Genomic DNA, 14,634 nt, shown 5'->3' with positions numbered 1-14,634 from the left:
TGTCAGTAGATGTCTTCAAGGTAACGGCCGCACAGACGTAATTCAGCAAGGCTGAGTCCTGTGCTGGCGGAGATAATGTCAATTTCATGTGCGACAGCCTGCGCCATGCGGGAAGATCCGCAGACCATGATTGTCGCACCCTGATGTAAATGTTGTGCCACGATGTCGCTGGCACTGCGCAGCCTGTCCTGAACATAGGCCTGATCATCGTGCCGTGAGAATGCCGGGTGGAATCCGCTCAGACGTCCGTCGCTCTGCCATTCCTGAATGGCATTGCGGTAATAAAAGTCGTTGTCGGGATGACGCAGGCCGAAGAACAGTTCCATGGGCTGTTTCCGGTTATTGCGAATCATGCCGGCAAAAGGTGCAATCCCGGTACCAGCACCGATCATGATGGTGGGGGCACGGCGGGCGGGGCGGAAGTCAGGATTATGTTCCACATAGGCGTCGATGTGCTGACCGGGTTTAAGCCCCAGCAGGTAGTTCGAGCAAATTCCGCCTTTGACGCTGGCAACGCACAGCTCAACCATGTCTTCACCTTTTGATGAGGCGAGGGAATACAGCCGCGCCACCGGGTCCTGCGGGGGGACTATGCCCAAAAGATCTCCGGCACTGAAACCGGGCAGACGACGTTTCTTTGGCGCACGGAACCGCAGGATCGCTGAGGCGGTGCCGTCATAACCGGTGAAGTCTTCCCGTTCAGCCAGTTCCAGTGGTCGGGTTTTCGGGCGGGGTGGCGTGTAATCAAGAGTCAGGCTGCTAAGCTCCAGTGCGGCAGCCAGTGTGTGTCCCCAGGCAGTGAAAGCCTGTGCGGAACGGCGGTTAATGTCCCCCATGGGCAACAGGCTGGTGCGGCCGGAGGCCATGAGTGCATTCTGGCAGTTGATGGCAAATGCGCAGTATGCCGGGAAGGCTTTATCGCCGAAGCCCAGCACGGCAAAGTGCTGACCACCCTGATAGCCGGGTAAGCGTTCGAGGAACTGTGCAGCCCCTGACGGTGGCGTGCCATCACCGTACGTGGCTGCCAGAAGCAGTAAGGTCGCGTCTTCGCGTATATAGCAGGTTTTATTCATCCCGCTGAGGTGCACGGTTTTACCTGCATCACGAAGTTGTTGTGCCAGGTAGACGGCGAACCCCCAGGTGGTGCCGGTTTCAGAGCCAACCAGTATGACGATGTCGGCGCTTGCAAGTGACACCATACCGCGGGGCTTAGGGTGGCGCCGGCGTAACCAGACGATCAGCCCTGTGACCGCAAAGAACGGCACTGACAGCGAGATAAGGCCGGCAACTGCCCCCCAGGGAGAAGCGCCCTGTCCGGTATGCAGCAGGGTAAAGAGATCCAGCGCGCGGGTTAGAAACGGTACGCTTTCCTGGCTGAGTATGTCTCCGGATTGGCGGTCAATGAAGGTCAGTGTTCCTCCCTGACGCAGTACATAGACATCCCACCAGTCGGACCAGATAGGGAAGCTCAGCTCGGTCAGGTCACTTAGCGCAATGGTATCGAAGACAGCCAGTTCGGCGGCCGGAACCGGATCGGCCTGGGTCAGGGTTTCCGGATATTCCGGTGTATCGTCCACGCCGGAAGGCAACAGACCGTTTGATACCAGTGACATCCAGGTACCTGACAGCACTGTTACGAATAGAGGGATAATCAGTAAGCGGCCCAGAACGGTGTGCCATTTATCGAGCCCCCGGCCTTTAATCCTGCCAAAAATCCGGCGGTAGCCTCCCAACCGTCGGGCTAACAGCGTAAGGCCGGTGATCATCAGCAATAGCATAGCAATGACACTGATGAGTGTAATGGGCCGGCCATTGGGGCCCAGCGCCAGATTACGGTGCAGGCTGTTAACCAGATCCATAATAGATTCGGGCCTGTCTTTACGTGCCAGACGGCCGTTAAAGGGGTTGAAGGGCACTTCGCGTGATCCGGCGGCATCGGCCCCGCGCAGGAGCACACGGCCGGAATAATCGATCCGGATCCGGTCAATCTCAAAGTAGGGATTCTTTTTTGCAGACAGGCGCAGTACATCCCCGACGGTCAGGTCACCCAGGTTATGGACATTGCGGTCAAACCGTTTCAGCAGCGGATCAACCGACAGGATCGATCCGGTGACGGCTAAAAAGATCAGTAGCAGGCCAGGAATGACTCCCGCCCAGCGGTGTATCTGACGCCACATCCTGGTTTAAAGCTTGTAACGGATGTAGCGGACGTAGCCAGTACCGGGCGTTTTTGCCCGCTGGCTGGCTTTGGTGAGTTCAATCTCAGCATCCGCTTGCACGTTATCAGCATTTTCTACGGAGGTTTCCACACGCAGTTTATATCCGGCATCTACCCAGCTTGGGTCAATATCAACCCGCATTACTGAACGTGCGCCGCCTGCTGTGGATGCACCGGTGATGCCGTCGATATTTTCCCGTGCACGGGAGTGATATCCGAACCAGCGTTTTGAGTCCGGCCACCAGATCTTATCCGGGCCGGAAACCCATAAAGTGCGGTCAAATTTACCTTCCGGGTTTACCAGGTAGAGATGAAAGTATGCTTCAGGACCGTTGTATTCGTTTAACTGAACCAGCACGACCGCTTCATCTGCCTTGGCGGGGGCTGTAAACGCCAGCAGCGATAGCAAGACAAGCAGGGACGCGCGTAATTTAGCTGGTAGTGGAAGCGACATTTCAGGTCTCCAGTGGGTGTGTTTTTGCAGTACATCACCTGATCAGATGACCGGGTGACTTGAATCTGTTCGTTACCGGAAGCTTCCTTTCTTATTGAAAGGAAATAGGCGGTACTTGAATCTAAATGATAATAAGAATGTGTGGCATTATTGGTATTTAGTGCCTTATGTCAATAGGTAATGAGAATAGTTCGTAATTGAATGATGTATGTCACTTTTCGAACATAAGGTTTTTAAATCAGTGGGTTACAGATGAACTGCAGGCAGATTATTCAGCCTCTGAAGCAAATCTGGCCTGCCAGAACAGGATTTGTTTTGTTTGAAATATTTCTGTTTATCGCTTCCCTTTCGTTTGAATAAGGTTTGGATTTACCCGGGCAGCGACGGGCATTGCTTAAGGCAATTTTCCTGCCGGTGTAAAAATTTTTGCTAAAAGTTAACCGAAATCAATAGATGCAGCTGCCAGTGGGATTATTCTGTGCTCATTCTTAATTAATTATTTATATCTGTACCTCATTAATGGAAAGCGTAGCCGGTGACTGCTTAAGAACGCAGTTGTTGTTTCACTTTTTATTGTCAGGCACAGAAGGAGCGTTTCGCGATGGCCGATAGCAGTGTGATCACGGACAGAGAGATCCCCGGGGCTGATCAGCCAGTCAGTTTTCTGCCGAAACCGAACCGGATCCCGGGTAACGGGGCAGTATGGGTTGGTATCTATGCCGAAATGACAGAGTTTGCGCTGATGTTTCTGGTGTATTTCATTGCCAAGGTATTTCATCAGGAAGTGTTTAATCAGGGGCCTTTGCAGCTCAATACACTGGCCGGCACCCTGAATACACTGGCACTGTTAACCAGCAGTTTTTGTGTGGCAAAGGCGGTTGCCTGTGTACGCATGAACCGGATTACAACGGCGATCCGCTGGCTGTGGGGCACCATCATTTGTGCGGTGTTCTATCTGGTGGTTAAAACCTGGGAGTACTACTGGAATATCGAACAGGGTATCGAAATTGAAACCAACCTGTTCTTCACCGTTTATTACTACATGACCTTCAATCACTTTCTGCATGTGGGCTGGGGGGGCGGTGCAATCCTCTGGGCTATTTACAGGCTCAGGAAGGGGGCTTATTCCGCCGACAACCATGAAGGTCTGGAAGCCATTGCCTGTTACTGGCACATGATTGATCTGGTATGGATCATTATCTTTCCGCTGCTTTATGTTCTGAGGTAACTGATATGTTTGCTGCGCTTTCTCACCGGGTAAAAGGCTCTGCGTTTAAGGGCTATGGAATTAAGAACTGGGTCTGGCTGGTGCTGATCACGCTGACTTTAGGCAGTGCTGTGATTGCCGAATCGGCGGAACCCAGCCTCATCATTACGCTGGCAGTTGCGGTGACTGTTGGGGTTAAAGGCTGGCTGGTGGTCGACTACTTTATGGAGCTGCGCAATGCCCACCGGTATTTTCGCATTGCCATGAATCTTTATTTTGTCGTTTTGCCAATGATGATTTTGCTGGTGTACCTCTTTCCGGAAGGCATCGCCAATCTGGTGGATCTGGAAGGGTAGAGGTGCGGGTCAGTTAGGTTCCGCTGAAAGTTCAGGATGTATAGCGCGGCAAAATCAGATCGGTGAAAACCTTTTTGTTCTCAAGGTGTGGCCGCCGTGATTCTGAGGTAATGACGGTGAGCAGGTTCAGCCCGGGGACGATGAAAATATACTGCCCGCCCAGGCCTGCTGCATAGAAGTAGTCCACTTCGCTGAACGCGCCTGTCCACCAGTGATAGCCATAGCCGTCACTTTCAGGAAAACCGCCGGCTACCTGTTTTTGGGTGGCTTCTGACATGAAGGCCGGTGAAATGATCTGGCTGCCATTTGCTGCACCGCCATCCAGATACAGCTGACCTATTCTAGACAAGCTGACAGAGGAAAGGTCGAGTCCGAACCCGCCATGATAATAGCCTTGCTGATCGTGCGACCACTGGCTGCGTGTAATGCCCAGCGGCATGAATAAATGTCGTCTGGCAAAGTCGTGCACATTCAGTGAGGTGAGTTTGTACAACAGGGCTGACAGTACATGTGAACCGGCAGAGCTGTACTGGAACCGGGTGCCTGGTTCATATTTCACCGGGCGTTCAAGATAGAACCTGACCCAGTTCTTACTTCTGAAATACCCTTTGGGTTGCCGGTCTGAGCTGTCCAGTCCGGAGGTCATGGTCAGTAAATGCCGGAAGGTAATCCTGTGTGTACTGGCATCCAGCTTACCGGACCGGTAATCGGGAAAATACGACATGACCGGCGTATCAAGGTTTTTCAGATAGCCCTGCTGAATCGCAATGCCGTACAAGGTTGCAATGATGCTCTTGGTGACCGACCGGACAGTGCGCACTTTATGTTTGTAGCCCGGCTTTGCAAACTCAGAAATTAGCTCACCGGACTGATACACAGATACGGTATAGATGTGAGGGTAGTGATTTTCAACCGTCTGTTGCAGTGAATCCATTCGGGTATCCGGGTGGCTGTTCAGGTTGCTGCTTGTCTTCTGAAAGCCTGAACTACCAATCGCCAGACCGGATATACCGGTCAGGTTTTAACGGCGGCAACAGGTTTATTCAGGTTATGTGAGACATTAGGGATTGATGGCCAGTAACTCAACCTCAAAAATCAGAGTAGACCCGGGTGTAATAATGCCCGCTGAGCCATTGCCGTAGGCCAGATCGGCCGGAATAAACAAACGCCGTTTTTCCCCGACAACCATCAGCTGAACACCTTCAGTCCAGCCTTTAATGACCTGATTAAGGCCAAAGCTGATAGGTTCGCCACGGTCAACTGAGCTGTCGAATACCCGGCCGTCAATGAGGGTGCCGTGATAGTGAACCTTCACTTTATCTGACGCCTGCGGATGTTCTGAACCGCTGCCGGTTTGCAGAATCTCATATTGCAGGCCGCTGGCGGTCGTCGTTACTTCCGGCTTTTCGGCATTCACCGTTAGAAACTCAGAACCTGCAGAACGGTTTGTTTCTGCTAACTGTTTGCTTTGCTTTTTTGATCTTATCAGCAGCCAGCCAATGCACACGACGACAGCGATCAGGATTATTTCAGTCATAGGTTCAGGATTCCGGTTAAAAACGGTTACTTTAAAGACAAGGTAATCCTTATGTAAAGGTATTATCTGCGTGCTTCACCGAAATGCAGAAAATGCTTAAGCAGACAGGGGGAGGGGATAAACAGCGGGAGCAGGGGAAGTGAAATGTACGTGAAGTTTATCCGGATAGCCTTCAGAGTGTGGTGTTACCGGATAATAAACCGGATTTTGTAACGGGCCAGGCTTGATATTACTCATTCACGAATCTTAAACACAGTGTTTTACTGAGCGCATGATAGCCGTAGAAAAGTGGTTTGCGTTGTGGTGTTGCCCGGCGTCATATGGTTTTGCCGGAGCGATGTGTTATTCAGATATGAAGGTTTGTATTGATGACTGATAAGCAGTATGAAGGCAGTGTTGAGTTGTTAGAAACGATCAGTCAGACCTTATCCCGGTATATTACTGAATCGAATCCCTATGTTCTGTTTAATGGCTTACTTGATGATCTTCTGAATCTGACGGGCAGTGAGTACGGGTTTATCGGAGAGACTTTTTACTCATCGGAAGGCCTGCCCTATATTCAGAGTTATGCCACAACCAACATCGGCTGGAATAAGGAAACACTGCGACTTTACGAAGTTACTGCAGAGCAAGGTATGGTCTTTGCCAAACTGGATTCTCTTTATGGGGCTGTGCTTAAAACATCCCGGCCGGTTATTTCTAATGATCCGGCCAATGATCCGCGTAGAGGAGGTTTACCTAAAGGACATCCTCCGCTGAACAGTTTTCTGGGGTTGCCGATGTGTAATGGTTCGCAGTTGCAGGGCGTGGTGGGGATTGCTAATCGCAATGGTGGCTATGATGAAGCCCTGATTGATTATCTGGCACCTTTTATTTCAACCTGCAGCAATCTGATCCGGGCATACCGGAATAATGTCAGACGCCGTCAGGTTGAAGATGAGCTGGCTTCTTACAAAAGGCGGCTGGCATCAGTCATGAACAAACGTCAGATGACTGACGATACGGTCACCACTCTGTCTGCCGGTATTCTTGTGCCGGGGGACGGGTATCGTTACTGTCTGGAAAACCGCACGTTACTGTTTCAGGAGCAACAGGTGCATCTTAGCCGGAAGGAGGCTTTACTGTTTCATCTCCTGGCGTCCCAACCTGGTCATGTGGTGCCTTATCCTGAACTTGAACAACAGATCTGGCCGACCGTAATTGTTGATGAATCATCTTTGCGTTCATTGTTGCGCCGGGTGCGGCAAAAAGTGCCCGGGCTGAATATTAAAACAATTGCCGGGGTTGGGTGCCTGCTATTGGTTGAATAGCTTTTCAAAGGCCTGGTTTGCTCTTTTCAGTGGCGGCTAGTCACGCTTTTTTCACGCAAATATCACGCTGTTCTCACAACATTGAGTGATCACACTGTTAGGATTTTTCTGAGCGTAAATGCCGCTGAAACTGGCAGTAAGCTGGCTTGCGAGCCTGTTTAGCTGATCAAAAATTCTGAAGGTGAAAACATGAGTGAAAAGGCTTTGTATGAACGTTTAGGTGGCTATGATGCCATCAGTGCTGTTGTAAATAATCTGCTACCTCGCTTGCAGGAAGATGCCTTGCTGGGGCGTTTCTGGCAAAACCGCGGTATTGACGGTATCAACCGTGAAAAGCAATTGCTAATTGATTATTTGTGCAGCGCGGCCGGAGGCCCCGTTTTGTATACCGGGCGGGACATGAAGGTGTCTCATGAAGGTATGCACATCAGTGAGCAGGACTGGAATGCTTTTCAGGGACATCTGAATGAGACGCTCGACTTTTTCAGTTTACCTGCAGCAGAACGCAATGATGTGCTGGCATTCATCGACAGTACCAGATCAGATATTGTTGAAGTTTGATTCTCATCCTGAAGACTGGCTGTCGGATTACAGCCGGTCATGCAACAGGGGATGTTACCAGTCAGTGTCCGGTTGTAAAAAGGCTGCAGTCCGGCTGTTAGCCTGGCTTTACATTTTCAGTACATTTGTCCGCGTTAGTTTTTTTTCATTTCTTATAACTGCTTATTAAGTAAATCATTAAACGGGAGCAGTACGAATTTTGCATCTTGGTTCCGGGTTCTGAAGTGGTGCTGGTGTGTTTTGCCTGACCACATCGTTTGTTCATAGAGCGTATGGGAGAATTAAGATGTATTTCAAGAAAATAATACTGGCTGTGGTTCTGATCTCTCTGGGATCAGTGGTAAATGTTTCTGCTGATAACCGTGGTGCAGGTAATCATTATATGCTGAACCTGGTGGGTTCTGGCGATATGTATCTTTCAACGGTGCCAGATATTGATGGTGATGGTTATGAGGATGATGCACTGTGTTTTGATATAGAACTGATTAATGCCAAAAACCGCAGATACATCGGTACTGCAACTGATTGCCTTTCGAATATTAACCTGGCAGGTACTGGTATTCAGCTTGTCGGCACCACGTATTTTTATATGCCTGAAGGTACTCTGGTCACCAGAGGAAGCACCACCGTGCAACCGGTATTGCACCCTACGGTCACGCCTTCCGGGCAGGTGATAACCCATATTACCGGAGCATCAGGTGATGGGAATGCAGTCATTGCAGGAACAGGACGCTTTGCGGGTGTTCAGGGAACCGTCCGCTTGTCCGGAATGGTTGATATGACAGACTTTACCGGTGCAGAAGGCACCCCAATCGTGTTCGACTGCCTGTTTGTTGTAGATCTTGATGGATGACTGATGTGATATTACCAATAAACAACGGATAGTGAGATGAAGCAGCATGTCAGCGGAGTGATTGGTGCGCTGCTTCAATCCTTAGTGCTTCACTGAAAGTTAGAACTGTAGACAGACAAAACCTGAACCCTTTAAAAAGGTTTTTGGTAAGCGAATCCGACATGTATATCAATTCTGCTTCTTACCGACACAAAAATTGAAGGCTGAAACCGCGTTCGATCTCTGAGGGGCTTTTCCCGGAAGATGAGTGGCCCGGGTGGGCACTGACTTAAGCGCAAGCACCACCCCCGAAGGCAACGGATTTTGAATCACTTGAAGTGCTCTGATTTTTCGTGAATCTTAATGGATAGTATTGGACTTTGCTTGAAGGCGCATTGTAGTTTAGGGGAGATTTCTGGCTCGAACCGGATAGTTATGCGTACATAATATGCACTGAATTGAGGTATCGGATGATCAGAGTATTCCACCTGGTATTGTTAATATGTATTTCTGCCCAAATACCCTTTGTTGAAGCTGACAATCATCCAATGATGACAGAGTGTGAGAAATACGGTGGCCGAACACTTCAACTGTGCAGAAGCATTGTTAATGAAAGCAGGTGGTCTGTCAGGATGAATCCTCATACATTTATAACTTGGGGGTATCACTTTCCTAGAGAGGCTTACGCCCGCATTTGGCGAGATCAAAAGATGAGTATTTCCGACAGAGATTCTCCGTATTTTTTACAACTTACTGAGTGGAGTAACCCCGCGCTGATTCGCAACACCGCAGATGGTTTTTTGCAATTGCTTACCGGGCAGGGGAGACATCAGGTACCTATAGATAGTAATTCAATATTTCACCCTGAAAATAGCAGTTATGTATTAAAGTAAGTTGTTGTTTCTAAACATAATAAAGCGATGTTCTATGTTTTAAAACGGGTTTGAGCTATAGGTTTAGTAGTCTTCAGGCTTTCCACTATCAGACGCTGAGAATTTAATCAGTACATGATATTTTTGGCTCAGGATTTTTACCTCGTTCCCATTGCCATATTCTGCCGTCAGACAGTGCAATACTGTCCTGGCTGCCAGCGGCAACGGCGGTAACCTTCTCCATCATTTTCCTTGGAGTTAAGCCTGTTCCCCGCCCCCACATCCACAAGGAGCCATCATTTTTAATTGCAAGTGAGTGACTGCTGCCTGTCGCTATTGATGCCGTACTCGCAAAAATTTTTCCCCAGCGCACAGCCTTATCGCCGTAACCGTGCTTTCCAAGAGGGCCGTAAATATTACCTCCGGTCCCCCAGACGCTACCGTCCTGCTTACGAATCAATGTGTGTCCTGTATGTGAAATCACCTGTGCAACGTTGTCTGCCGTTTTTATATACTCTGATGTTTCCGTCAACTTACCGTCACCATACTGGCCCCGGTGAGCGAGACCTTTTACAAATAAATCACCGTTTAAGGTTACATAGTAATTAGCGCTGTCTCCTATGGCTGCTGTTTTGACATTATCAGCAACCCATACGTTTTTTTCTGAGACCGTTTCACCGAAGCCCATAATGCTTTTTGTATCTGAATAGCGCAAAGAGTTATCTTCTTTGATAATAAAAACACCTGAGCGTCCTGCATAAAATGAGCGGACATCAGTCATGATAACTTTTGCGTTTACAGACCTGTTGTCCCATGCCATCAAAGTATTTTTATCCGTCAGCAGATAATAATTGTTCTTTCCAACACCCACTTGTTTTGCATTGATGGAGATTTGTTCAGGTTTGTTTTTTCCGTTCCAGCTCAGAACTTTATTCCCGCAAATAGCCATATACTTATCGTAATAAGCAGCGAGCAACGGAGAGGAACTGTCAGCCTGAACCGTTGTGCTGATACTGCTACACAAAATACTCAGGGCAAAAGAGAGATATGATGGACGTAATTTCATTTGAATAACTCGAATATATTCTGGGATTTTTTTCAGAAAAACGTATAACGAACCTGTCAGGTCTGTAATGGGATAAATTTAACTCTTTTAGCTTGAAGTATGTGTCTCTGCGTAACGGGGCAGAATCACCGTGAAGCAACTGCCTTTTCCTGGTTCGCTGTTCAAACGGATGTCTCCCTGATGTGCAAGGACTATTGCTTTCACTAATGCCAGACCTAATCCCATGCCGGGTTCTGAGCGGCTGGGATCGGCTCTGTATAAACGGTCGAAAATCAATGGTTGGTCTTGTTTGGGGATGCCGATACCTGTGTCTCTCACATACAACAGAATTCGGTCTGGTTCACATTGAACGCCCAGCTCAACCTGTCCTTCAGGCTCTGTGTACTTAATGGCATTATCCAGTAGATTCCCGATCAATTGTTGCAGACGCATCCGGTCTGCTGTCAGTTCACAGTCATCAGTTAACTGCAATTGCAGTGACACGCCTTTTTCTTCAGCAACATATTGATATAAGTCGAAGCACTCAGATAACAGAACAGACAGTGACACTGTTTGAGGGTGTAACCGCAACATACCATTTTCAGCTTCAGTCTGATCCATCAGAGCGCGAAGCATTAACTCAATGCGCTCGCTTTCCTCTGCACAATCCAGTAATGCTTCTCTGACATCAGTGGGGTTATCCGTACCTAAAGCATGCTCCAAAGACAGACGCATACGGGATAATGGTGTACGCAGGTCATGAGCAACCGCATCCAGCGAATGCCGCATACTGTCTACCAGCCGTTCAATTTGTTCCAGCATTTCGTTGAATAGTTGTGCTAACTCGCCAAGTTCGGACTCAGAATTACGCACATCTACTCTGACATTAAGGTTGTTTGCTCTGATAGCCGTAACCGTGTGAATAAGGTCATGTACCGGACGTAGCGCTCGCCAATTCATATAGGCGGTTAATAGCAATCCGAAAAGCATCAGCGGTACCATGATCAGTAAAACCAGCTGTCGGTATTCTGCTAACTCTGCATGGCGCTGTGCTTCGGACAGACCCACGAGTAAAATTGCTCCGGAGGGTAAAATGACCTCACGGGCAAGCATATGTATACCTGTAGATTTTAATTCACCGTGCAGCCAGTCCTGATGATTAGTATTTCGTAAGTTCTCAGGCCTTTGCCATCCTTCAGGGCCTACTTGTATCAGAAGTTTTCCGGCTGCATTAGTCAGTTCTACCAGCATCTCACTACGTTGAAAAAAAGGTGCATCCCGGTTAATGACAAGTTCCATCTTGTGCAGTCCGGCCTGTTGCTCCACCCGCTGATAGCTTTCAATAAACGAATTGATTAACTGTCGGTCCCGTTCAAGTTGTGAGCGTTCCAGCAGGTAGTTAGCCGTGATAAGAAGCGCCAGACCACTGAGTATAAAAAGCACAGCAAAGCGGGCTGTAAGAATCAGAGCTGTATTGCCTTTCAGGGTTTTAATCGCTTTTGAAAACATAACCTAACCCGCGCAATGTATGGATTAACTTACATGAAAAGTCCTTGTCGACTTTGCTCCGTAAGCGGCAGACTAATACATCAACGACATTGGTTCGGGGATCGAAGCTATAGTCCCAAACCTGTTCTAATATGATTGTTTTAGACAAAACGCGGCCCGGATGCTTCATCATGTATTCCAGTAGCTGAAACTCGCGCGGCTGCAGATGGATACGCTGACCGTCACGGTGCACTACTTTTCGATAACAGTCCAAAGTCAGATCCGCATAGTGTAGTTGAGTAGACAGAGTACTCTCTGGCTGGTAGCGGCTTCGTCTTAGCAGTGCCTGGGACCGGGCTAGTAACTCATTAAAAGAAAAGGGCTTTGTAAGGTAATCATCGCTACCTGTCTCCAGGCCTTTTATGCGGTCTTCTATCGAGCGTTTAGCGCTGAGAATAATAACCGGTGTCGCATGACCACAAGCTCGTAAGGATTCAATAATAGATAATCCATCCCGTCCAGGTAGCATTACATCAACGATTAGCATGTCGTACTCGCCTTCCAGCGCAGCGTTAAATCCAGCATCCCCATCGTGCTCTACATCAACAACATCCCCCAGTTCACGAAAGCCCCGGGCAATGTAATCTGAAATTTTCAGATCATCTTCAATCAGTAGTAGTTTCATAATCGCAACGTTAGCACTCTTTATCTATCAGACACACCAGCTACTGGTGAACCTTTCCAAACTGTAATGTTTGGGCAAGGTTCAGGTAACCGTCACAGATCAGACTGGCTTTATCTACTATCAATGAGGATTGAATTATGAAAAAGCAGTTACTGGCAATGGCGACAACAATGACACTGGCGATGGGAGCACAGGCAACTGAATTACCGACGCAGCCATATCTGGATATGGAAACCGCACTGAAACTGGCACATACAGCTGTCAAACAATGTAAAGACGACGGTTACAATGTCAGTGTCACCGTTGTTGATGCAGCGGGTCTGACACGGGCTCAGTTGCGATCAGATAAAGCAGGGCCACATACAGTTGAGAGCAGTCGAAAGAAGGCGTTTACATCTGCCAGTATGGGGCGTCCGACAGCAGACTTTGCTAAGTTGATTGCAGAAAAGCCGATTACGGCCGGATTACGGGATATGGATCCAAGTATCTTGATCTTGGGTGGTGGTGTACCGCTGAAAGTAAAGGGTGAAAAAGTTGGCGGTATTGGTGTAGGTGGCGCGCCAGGTGGGCATTTAGATCAGGCCTGCGCTCAGGTAGCAATCGATAAAGTACTGGGGAAATAATCCAGGCTGTCAGGAACCACGCCCCGTATTGACGGGGCTTACTCAAGTGGTATCGGTGGCATTGTCTTAAGATCAACCGTCTGCCCCGAAGGCAACGGATTTTGAATCACTGGTAAGGTGCTGTATTTTCCTTAATCCGAACAGATAGCGTTGTTTTTCAGTGACCGCAGTAACAAATGATACCAGGCTACAGTGGCCCACAATTGAACATTGTGGGCACACAATCTTCACCTGCTCTGCAGCTAGTCTGATTCAGGCGTGATTCTTTCGGAGAAAATCATTTGCTGTTCTTAAGTCCGCAATTGGATTGAACATTTCAAAACTGAACTCATTGAGTTGCCTTCCGGATTCAACAAGGTTTGGCCAGTCAGGGTTAGCAAGGGCTGCTTTGCCGATTGATAACATATCGGCTTTTTTTGCGTTCAACAGTTTCAGAGCGTCTTTTTCCTGATTAATACCGCCATTTGCGATGACTGGTAAATCTGCACTGGTCTTTGCGAGCTCTGACAGTGACAAATGGCCGTCAAATGCCGGTGCATTCGCTACATGTTCTGTTGTATGAATATAGTCGACGCCTAAGCTACTGATGTATTCGAAGGTATACCGTGCATCAGCTTCTTTGGCGGGCCATTTATACTCGAAATCGTTTACTTTTCCCTGAGAGAACCGAACACCAAGGATGAATTCAGCCCCAACGGCATGGCGGACAGATGTAATGATTTCTTTATACAGGTTTAAGCGGTTGGCCAGGTTACCTCCAAACCGGTCTGTTCTTTTATTGGTATAAACAGTCAGAAACTGGTCCAGCAAATACCCATTTGCGCCATGAATTTCAACGCCATCAAAACCTGCCTCTTTAGCCAGTCTGGCGGCGTGGACAAAACCTGCAATAACATCTTCAATCTCCTCCTGGCTGATTTCTTTTGGAGTAGAATACTCTCCGTTGCCATAGTAGAAAGTCATTTCTTCACCCAGGGGTTTTACTGCAGAAGGTGCGGCACTCTGACCGGTGTACTTGTTGTATTGGGAAAGTGCCCCTGCGTGCATGAGCTGAGCAATAATTTTACTGCCGGCTTTATGAACCGCTTCTGTAATGGTTTTCCAGCTTTCCATGTGAGTTTCATCTGCCAGGCCGGGCTGGTATTTGTACCCCTGGCTGAAATGCTTATCCGTGTAGAGACCTTCGGTAATAATCAGTGAAAAACCACCGGCAGCGAAAGCCTGGTAGTAATCTTTCATCAGAGGTCCTGCAGTGCCGTCTTCATAGGCACTTACACGTGTCATGGGGGCAACAACCAGCCTGTTTTTTAAAGCCATGTTTCCGATTTTGAAATTGGAGAAAAGATTTGTTGTTTCGTTACTCATTGTAAATTCCTTGGTGTCTTAATCTTTGAATGCATTCTTACATGGGATACTTATTTACATAATGGTCATCAAAGTTGAATG

14 protein-coding genes are annotated in these 14,634 nt (G+C 48.3%); 6 read left to right on the top strand and 8 right to left on the bottom strand.

Annotation, left to right across the window (positions count from 1 at the left end; translation table 11 throughout):
- Positions 1 to 2: 2 nt before the first annotated feature.
- Entirely contained in the window at positions 3 to 2,177 is a 2,175-nt protein-coding gene (locus PCI15_RS19160) for a PepSY domain-containing protein (RefSeq protein ID WP_271271512.1), read from the bottom strand.
- Positions 2,178 to 2,183: 6 nt separating this feature from the next.
- Entirely contained in the window at positions 2,184 to 2,672 is a 489-nt protein-coding gene (locus PCI15_RS19155) for a DUF2271 domain-containing protein (RefSeq protein WP_271271511.1), read from the bottom strand.
- Positions 2,673 to 3,273: 601 nt separating this feature from the next.
- On the opposite strand from PCI15_RS19155, the gene PCI15_RS19150 reads away from it, so the two are divergent.
- Together PCI15_RS19150 and PCI15_RS19145 are read left to right on the top strand one after the other, a co-directional pair.
- Positions 3,274 to 3,900, top strand: a complete 627-nt coding sequence (locus tag PCI15_RS19150) for a cytochrome c oxidase subunit 3 family protein (RefSeq protein ID WP_271271510.1) — start codon at positions 3,274 to 3,276, stop codon at positions 3,898 to 3,900.
- A gap of 5 nt (positions 3,901 to 3,905) precedes the next feature.
- A complete protein-coding gene (locus tag PCI15_RS19145; RefSeq protein WP_271271509.1) occupies positions 3,906 to 4,235 on the top strand; it encodes a cytochrome C oxidase subunit IV family protein in 330 nt (109 codons plus the stop codon).
- A gap of 31 nt (positions 4,236 to 4,266) precedes the next feature.
- Here the strand turns inward: PCI15_RS19145 and PCI15_RS19140 are convergent, their stop codons facing one another.
- Complete coding sequence (locus PCI15_RS19140) at positions 4,267 to 5,169, bottom strand: serine hydrolase domain-containing protein (protein ID WP_271271508.1); 903 nt, start codon at positions 5,167 to 5,169, stop codon at positions 4,267 to 4,269.
- Between the two features lie 126 nt (positions 5,170 to 5,295).
- Positions 5,296 to 5,772 carry a BamJ family beta-barrel-assembly machinery protein gene (gene bamJ, locus PCI15_RS19135; protein WP_271271507.1) on the bottom strand — a complete coding sequence of 159 codons (477 nt, stop codon included), beginning with the start codon at positions 5,770 to 5,772 and terminating at the stop codon, positions 5,296 to 5,298.
- Between the two features lie 368 nt (positions 5,773 to 6,140).
- On the opposite strand from bamJ, the gene PCI15_RS19130 reads away from it, so the two are divergent.
- From PCI15_RS19130 to PCI15_RS19120, 3 genes are all read left to right on the top strand, one after another.
- Entirely contained in the window at positions 6,141 to 7,082 is a 942-nt protein-coding gene (locus PCI15_RS19130) for a GAF domain-containing protein (protein ID WP_271271506.1), read from the top strand.
- A gap of 189 nt (positions 7,083 to 7,271) precedes the next feature.
- The gene (locus PCI15_RS19125; protein ID WP_271271505.1) at positions 7,272 to 7,643 is read left to right on the top strand and encodes a group I truncated hemoglobin; all 372 of its coding nucleotides are present in this window, start codon (positions 7,272 to 7,274) and stop codon (positions 7,641 to 7,643) included.
- 382 nt (positions 7,644 to 8,025) lie between these two features.
- Positions 8,026 to 8,496 carry a hypothetical protein gene (locus PCI15_RS19120; protein WP_271271504.1) on the top strand — a complete coding sequence of 157 codons (471 nt, stop codon included), beginning with the start codon at positions 8,026 to 8,028 and terminating at the stop codon, positions 8,494 to 8,496.
- A gap of 975 nt (positions 8,497 to 9,471) precedes the next feature.
- Here the strand turns inward: PCI15_RS19120 and PCI15_RS19115 are convergent.
- From PCI15_RS19115 to PCI15_RS19105, 3 genes are all read right to left on the bottom strand, one after another.
- Complete coding sequence (locus PCI15_RS19115) at positions 9,472 to 10,413, bottom strand: RCC1 domain-containing protein (protein ID WP_271271503.1); 942 nt, start codon at positions 10,411 to 10,413, stop codon at positions 9,472 to 9,474.
- A gap of 87 nt (positions 10,414 to 10,500) precedes the next feature.
- A complete protein-coding gene (locus PCI15_RS19110) occupies positions 10,501 to 11,901 on the bottom strand; it encodes a sensor histidine kinase (protein ID WP_271271502.1) in 1,401 nt (466 codons plus the stop codon).
- On the bottom strand, positions 11,882 to 12,565 hold the full coding sequence (locus tag PCI15_RS19105; protein WP_271271501.1) for a winged helix-turn-helix domain-containing protein: 684 nt from the start codon (positions 12,563 to 12,565) through the stop codon (positions 11,882 to 11,884). Before PCI15_RS19105 ends, PCI15_RS19110 begins: the two co-directional genes overlap by 20 nt.
- Before the next feature lie 137 nt (positions 12,566 to 12,702).
- Between PCI15_RS19105 and PCI15_RS19100 the strand changes: the two genes are divergently transcribed.
- Positions 12,703 to 13,188, top strand: a complete 486-nt coding sequence (locus PCI15_RS19100) for a GlcG/HbpS family heme-binding protein (RefSeq protein WP_271271500.1) — start codon at positions 12,703 to 12,705, stop codon at positions 13,186 to 13,188.
- A 252-nt stretch (positions 13,189 to 13,440) separates the two neighbouring features.
- Here PCI15_RS19100 and PCI15_RS19095 read toward each other — a convergent pair whose 3' ends face one another.
- A complete protein-coding gene (locus PCI15_RS19095; RefSeq protein WP_271271499.1) occupies positions 13,441 to 14,553 on the bottom strand; it encodes an NADH:flavin oxidoreductase in 1,113 nt (370 codons plus the stop codon).
- Between the last annotated feature and the right edge of the window lie 81 nt (positions 14,554 to 14,634).

The sequence above is a fragment of the Aliamphritea hakodatensis genome (assembly GCF_024347195.1).
Classification (GTDB): domain Bacteria; phylum Pseudomonadota; class Gammaproteobacteria; order Pseudomonadales; family Balneatricaceae; genus Amphritea; species Amphritea hakodatensis.
Note: the sequence above shows the minus strand (reverse complement) of the source record. Positions and strands in the feature narration are given on the sequence as shown.

What these genes read in the sequence shown, in the direction of transcription:
- PCI15_RS19160 (WP_271271512.1), bottom strand. Translation starts at nt 2,177, where the DNA reads ATGTGGCGTCAGATACACCGCTGGGCGGGAGTCATTCCTGGCCTGCTA.
- PCI15_RS19155 (WP_271271511.1), bottom strand. Translation starts at nt 2,672, where the DNA reads ATGTCGCTTCCACTACCAGCTAAATTACGCGCGTCCCTGCTTGTCTTG.
- PCI15_RS19150 (WP_271271510.1), top strand. Translation starts at nt 3,274, where the DNA reads ATGGCCGATAGCAGTGTGATCACGGACAGAGAGATCCCCGGGGCTGAT.
- PCI15_RS19145 (WP_271271509.1), top strand. Translation starts at nt 3,906, where the DNA reads ATGTTTGCTGCGCTTTCTCACCGGGTAAAAGGCTCTGCGTTTAAGGGC.
- PCI15_RS19140 (WP_271271508.1), bottom strand. Translation starts at nt 5,169, where the DNA reads ATGGATTCACTGCAACAGACGGTTGAAAATCACTACCCTCACATCTAT.
- bamJ (WP_271271507.1), bottom strand. Translation starts at nt 5,772, where the DNA reads ATGACTGAAATAATCCTGATCGCTGTCGTCGTGTGCATTGGCTGGCTG.
- PCI15_RS19130 (WP_271271506.1), top strand. Translation starts at nt 6,141, where the DNA reads ATGACTGATAAGCAGTATGAAGGCAGTGTTGAGTTGTTAGAAACGATC.
- PCI15_RS19125 (WP_271271505.1), top strand. Translation starts at nt 7,272, where the DNA reads ATGAGTGAAAAGGCTTTGTATGAACGTTTAGGTGGCTATGATGCCATC.
- PCI15_RS19120 (WP_271271504.1), top strand. Translation starts at nt 8,026, where the DNA reads ATGCTGAACCTGGTGGGTTCTGGCGATATGTATCTTTCAACGGTGCCA.
- PCI15_RS19115 (WP_271271503.1), bottom strand. Translation starts at nt 10,413, where the DNA reads ATGAAATTACGTCCATCATATCTCTCTTTTGCCCTGAGTATTTTGTGT.
- PCI15_RS19110 (WP_271271502.1), bottom strand. Translation starts at nt 11,901, where the DNA reads ATGTTTTCAAAAGCGATTAAAACCCTGAAAGGCAATACAGCTCTGATT.
- PCI15_RS19105 (WP_271271501.1), bottom strand. Translation starts at nt 12,565, where the DNA reads ATGAAACTACTACTGATTGAAGATGATCTGAAAATTTCAGATTACATT.
- PCI15_RS19100 (WP_271271500.1), top strand. Translation starts at nt 12,703, where the DNA reads ATGAAAAAGCAGTTACTGGCAATGGCGACAACAATGACACTGGCGATG.
- PCI15_RS19095 (WP_271271499.1), bottom strand. Translation starts at nt 14,553, where the DNA reads ATGAGTAACGAAACAACAAATCTTTTCTCCAATTTCAAAATCGGAAAC.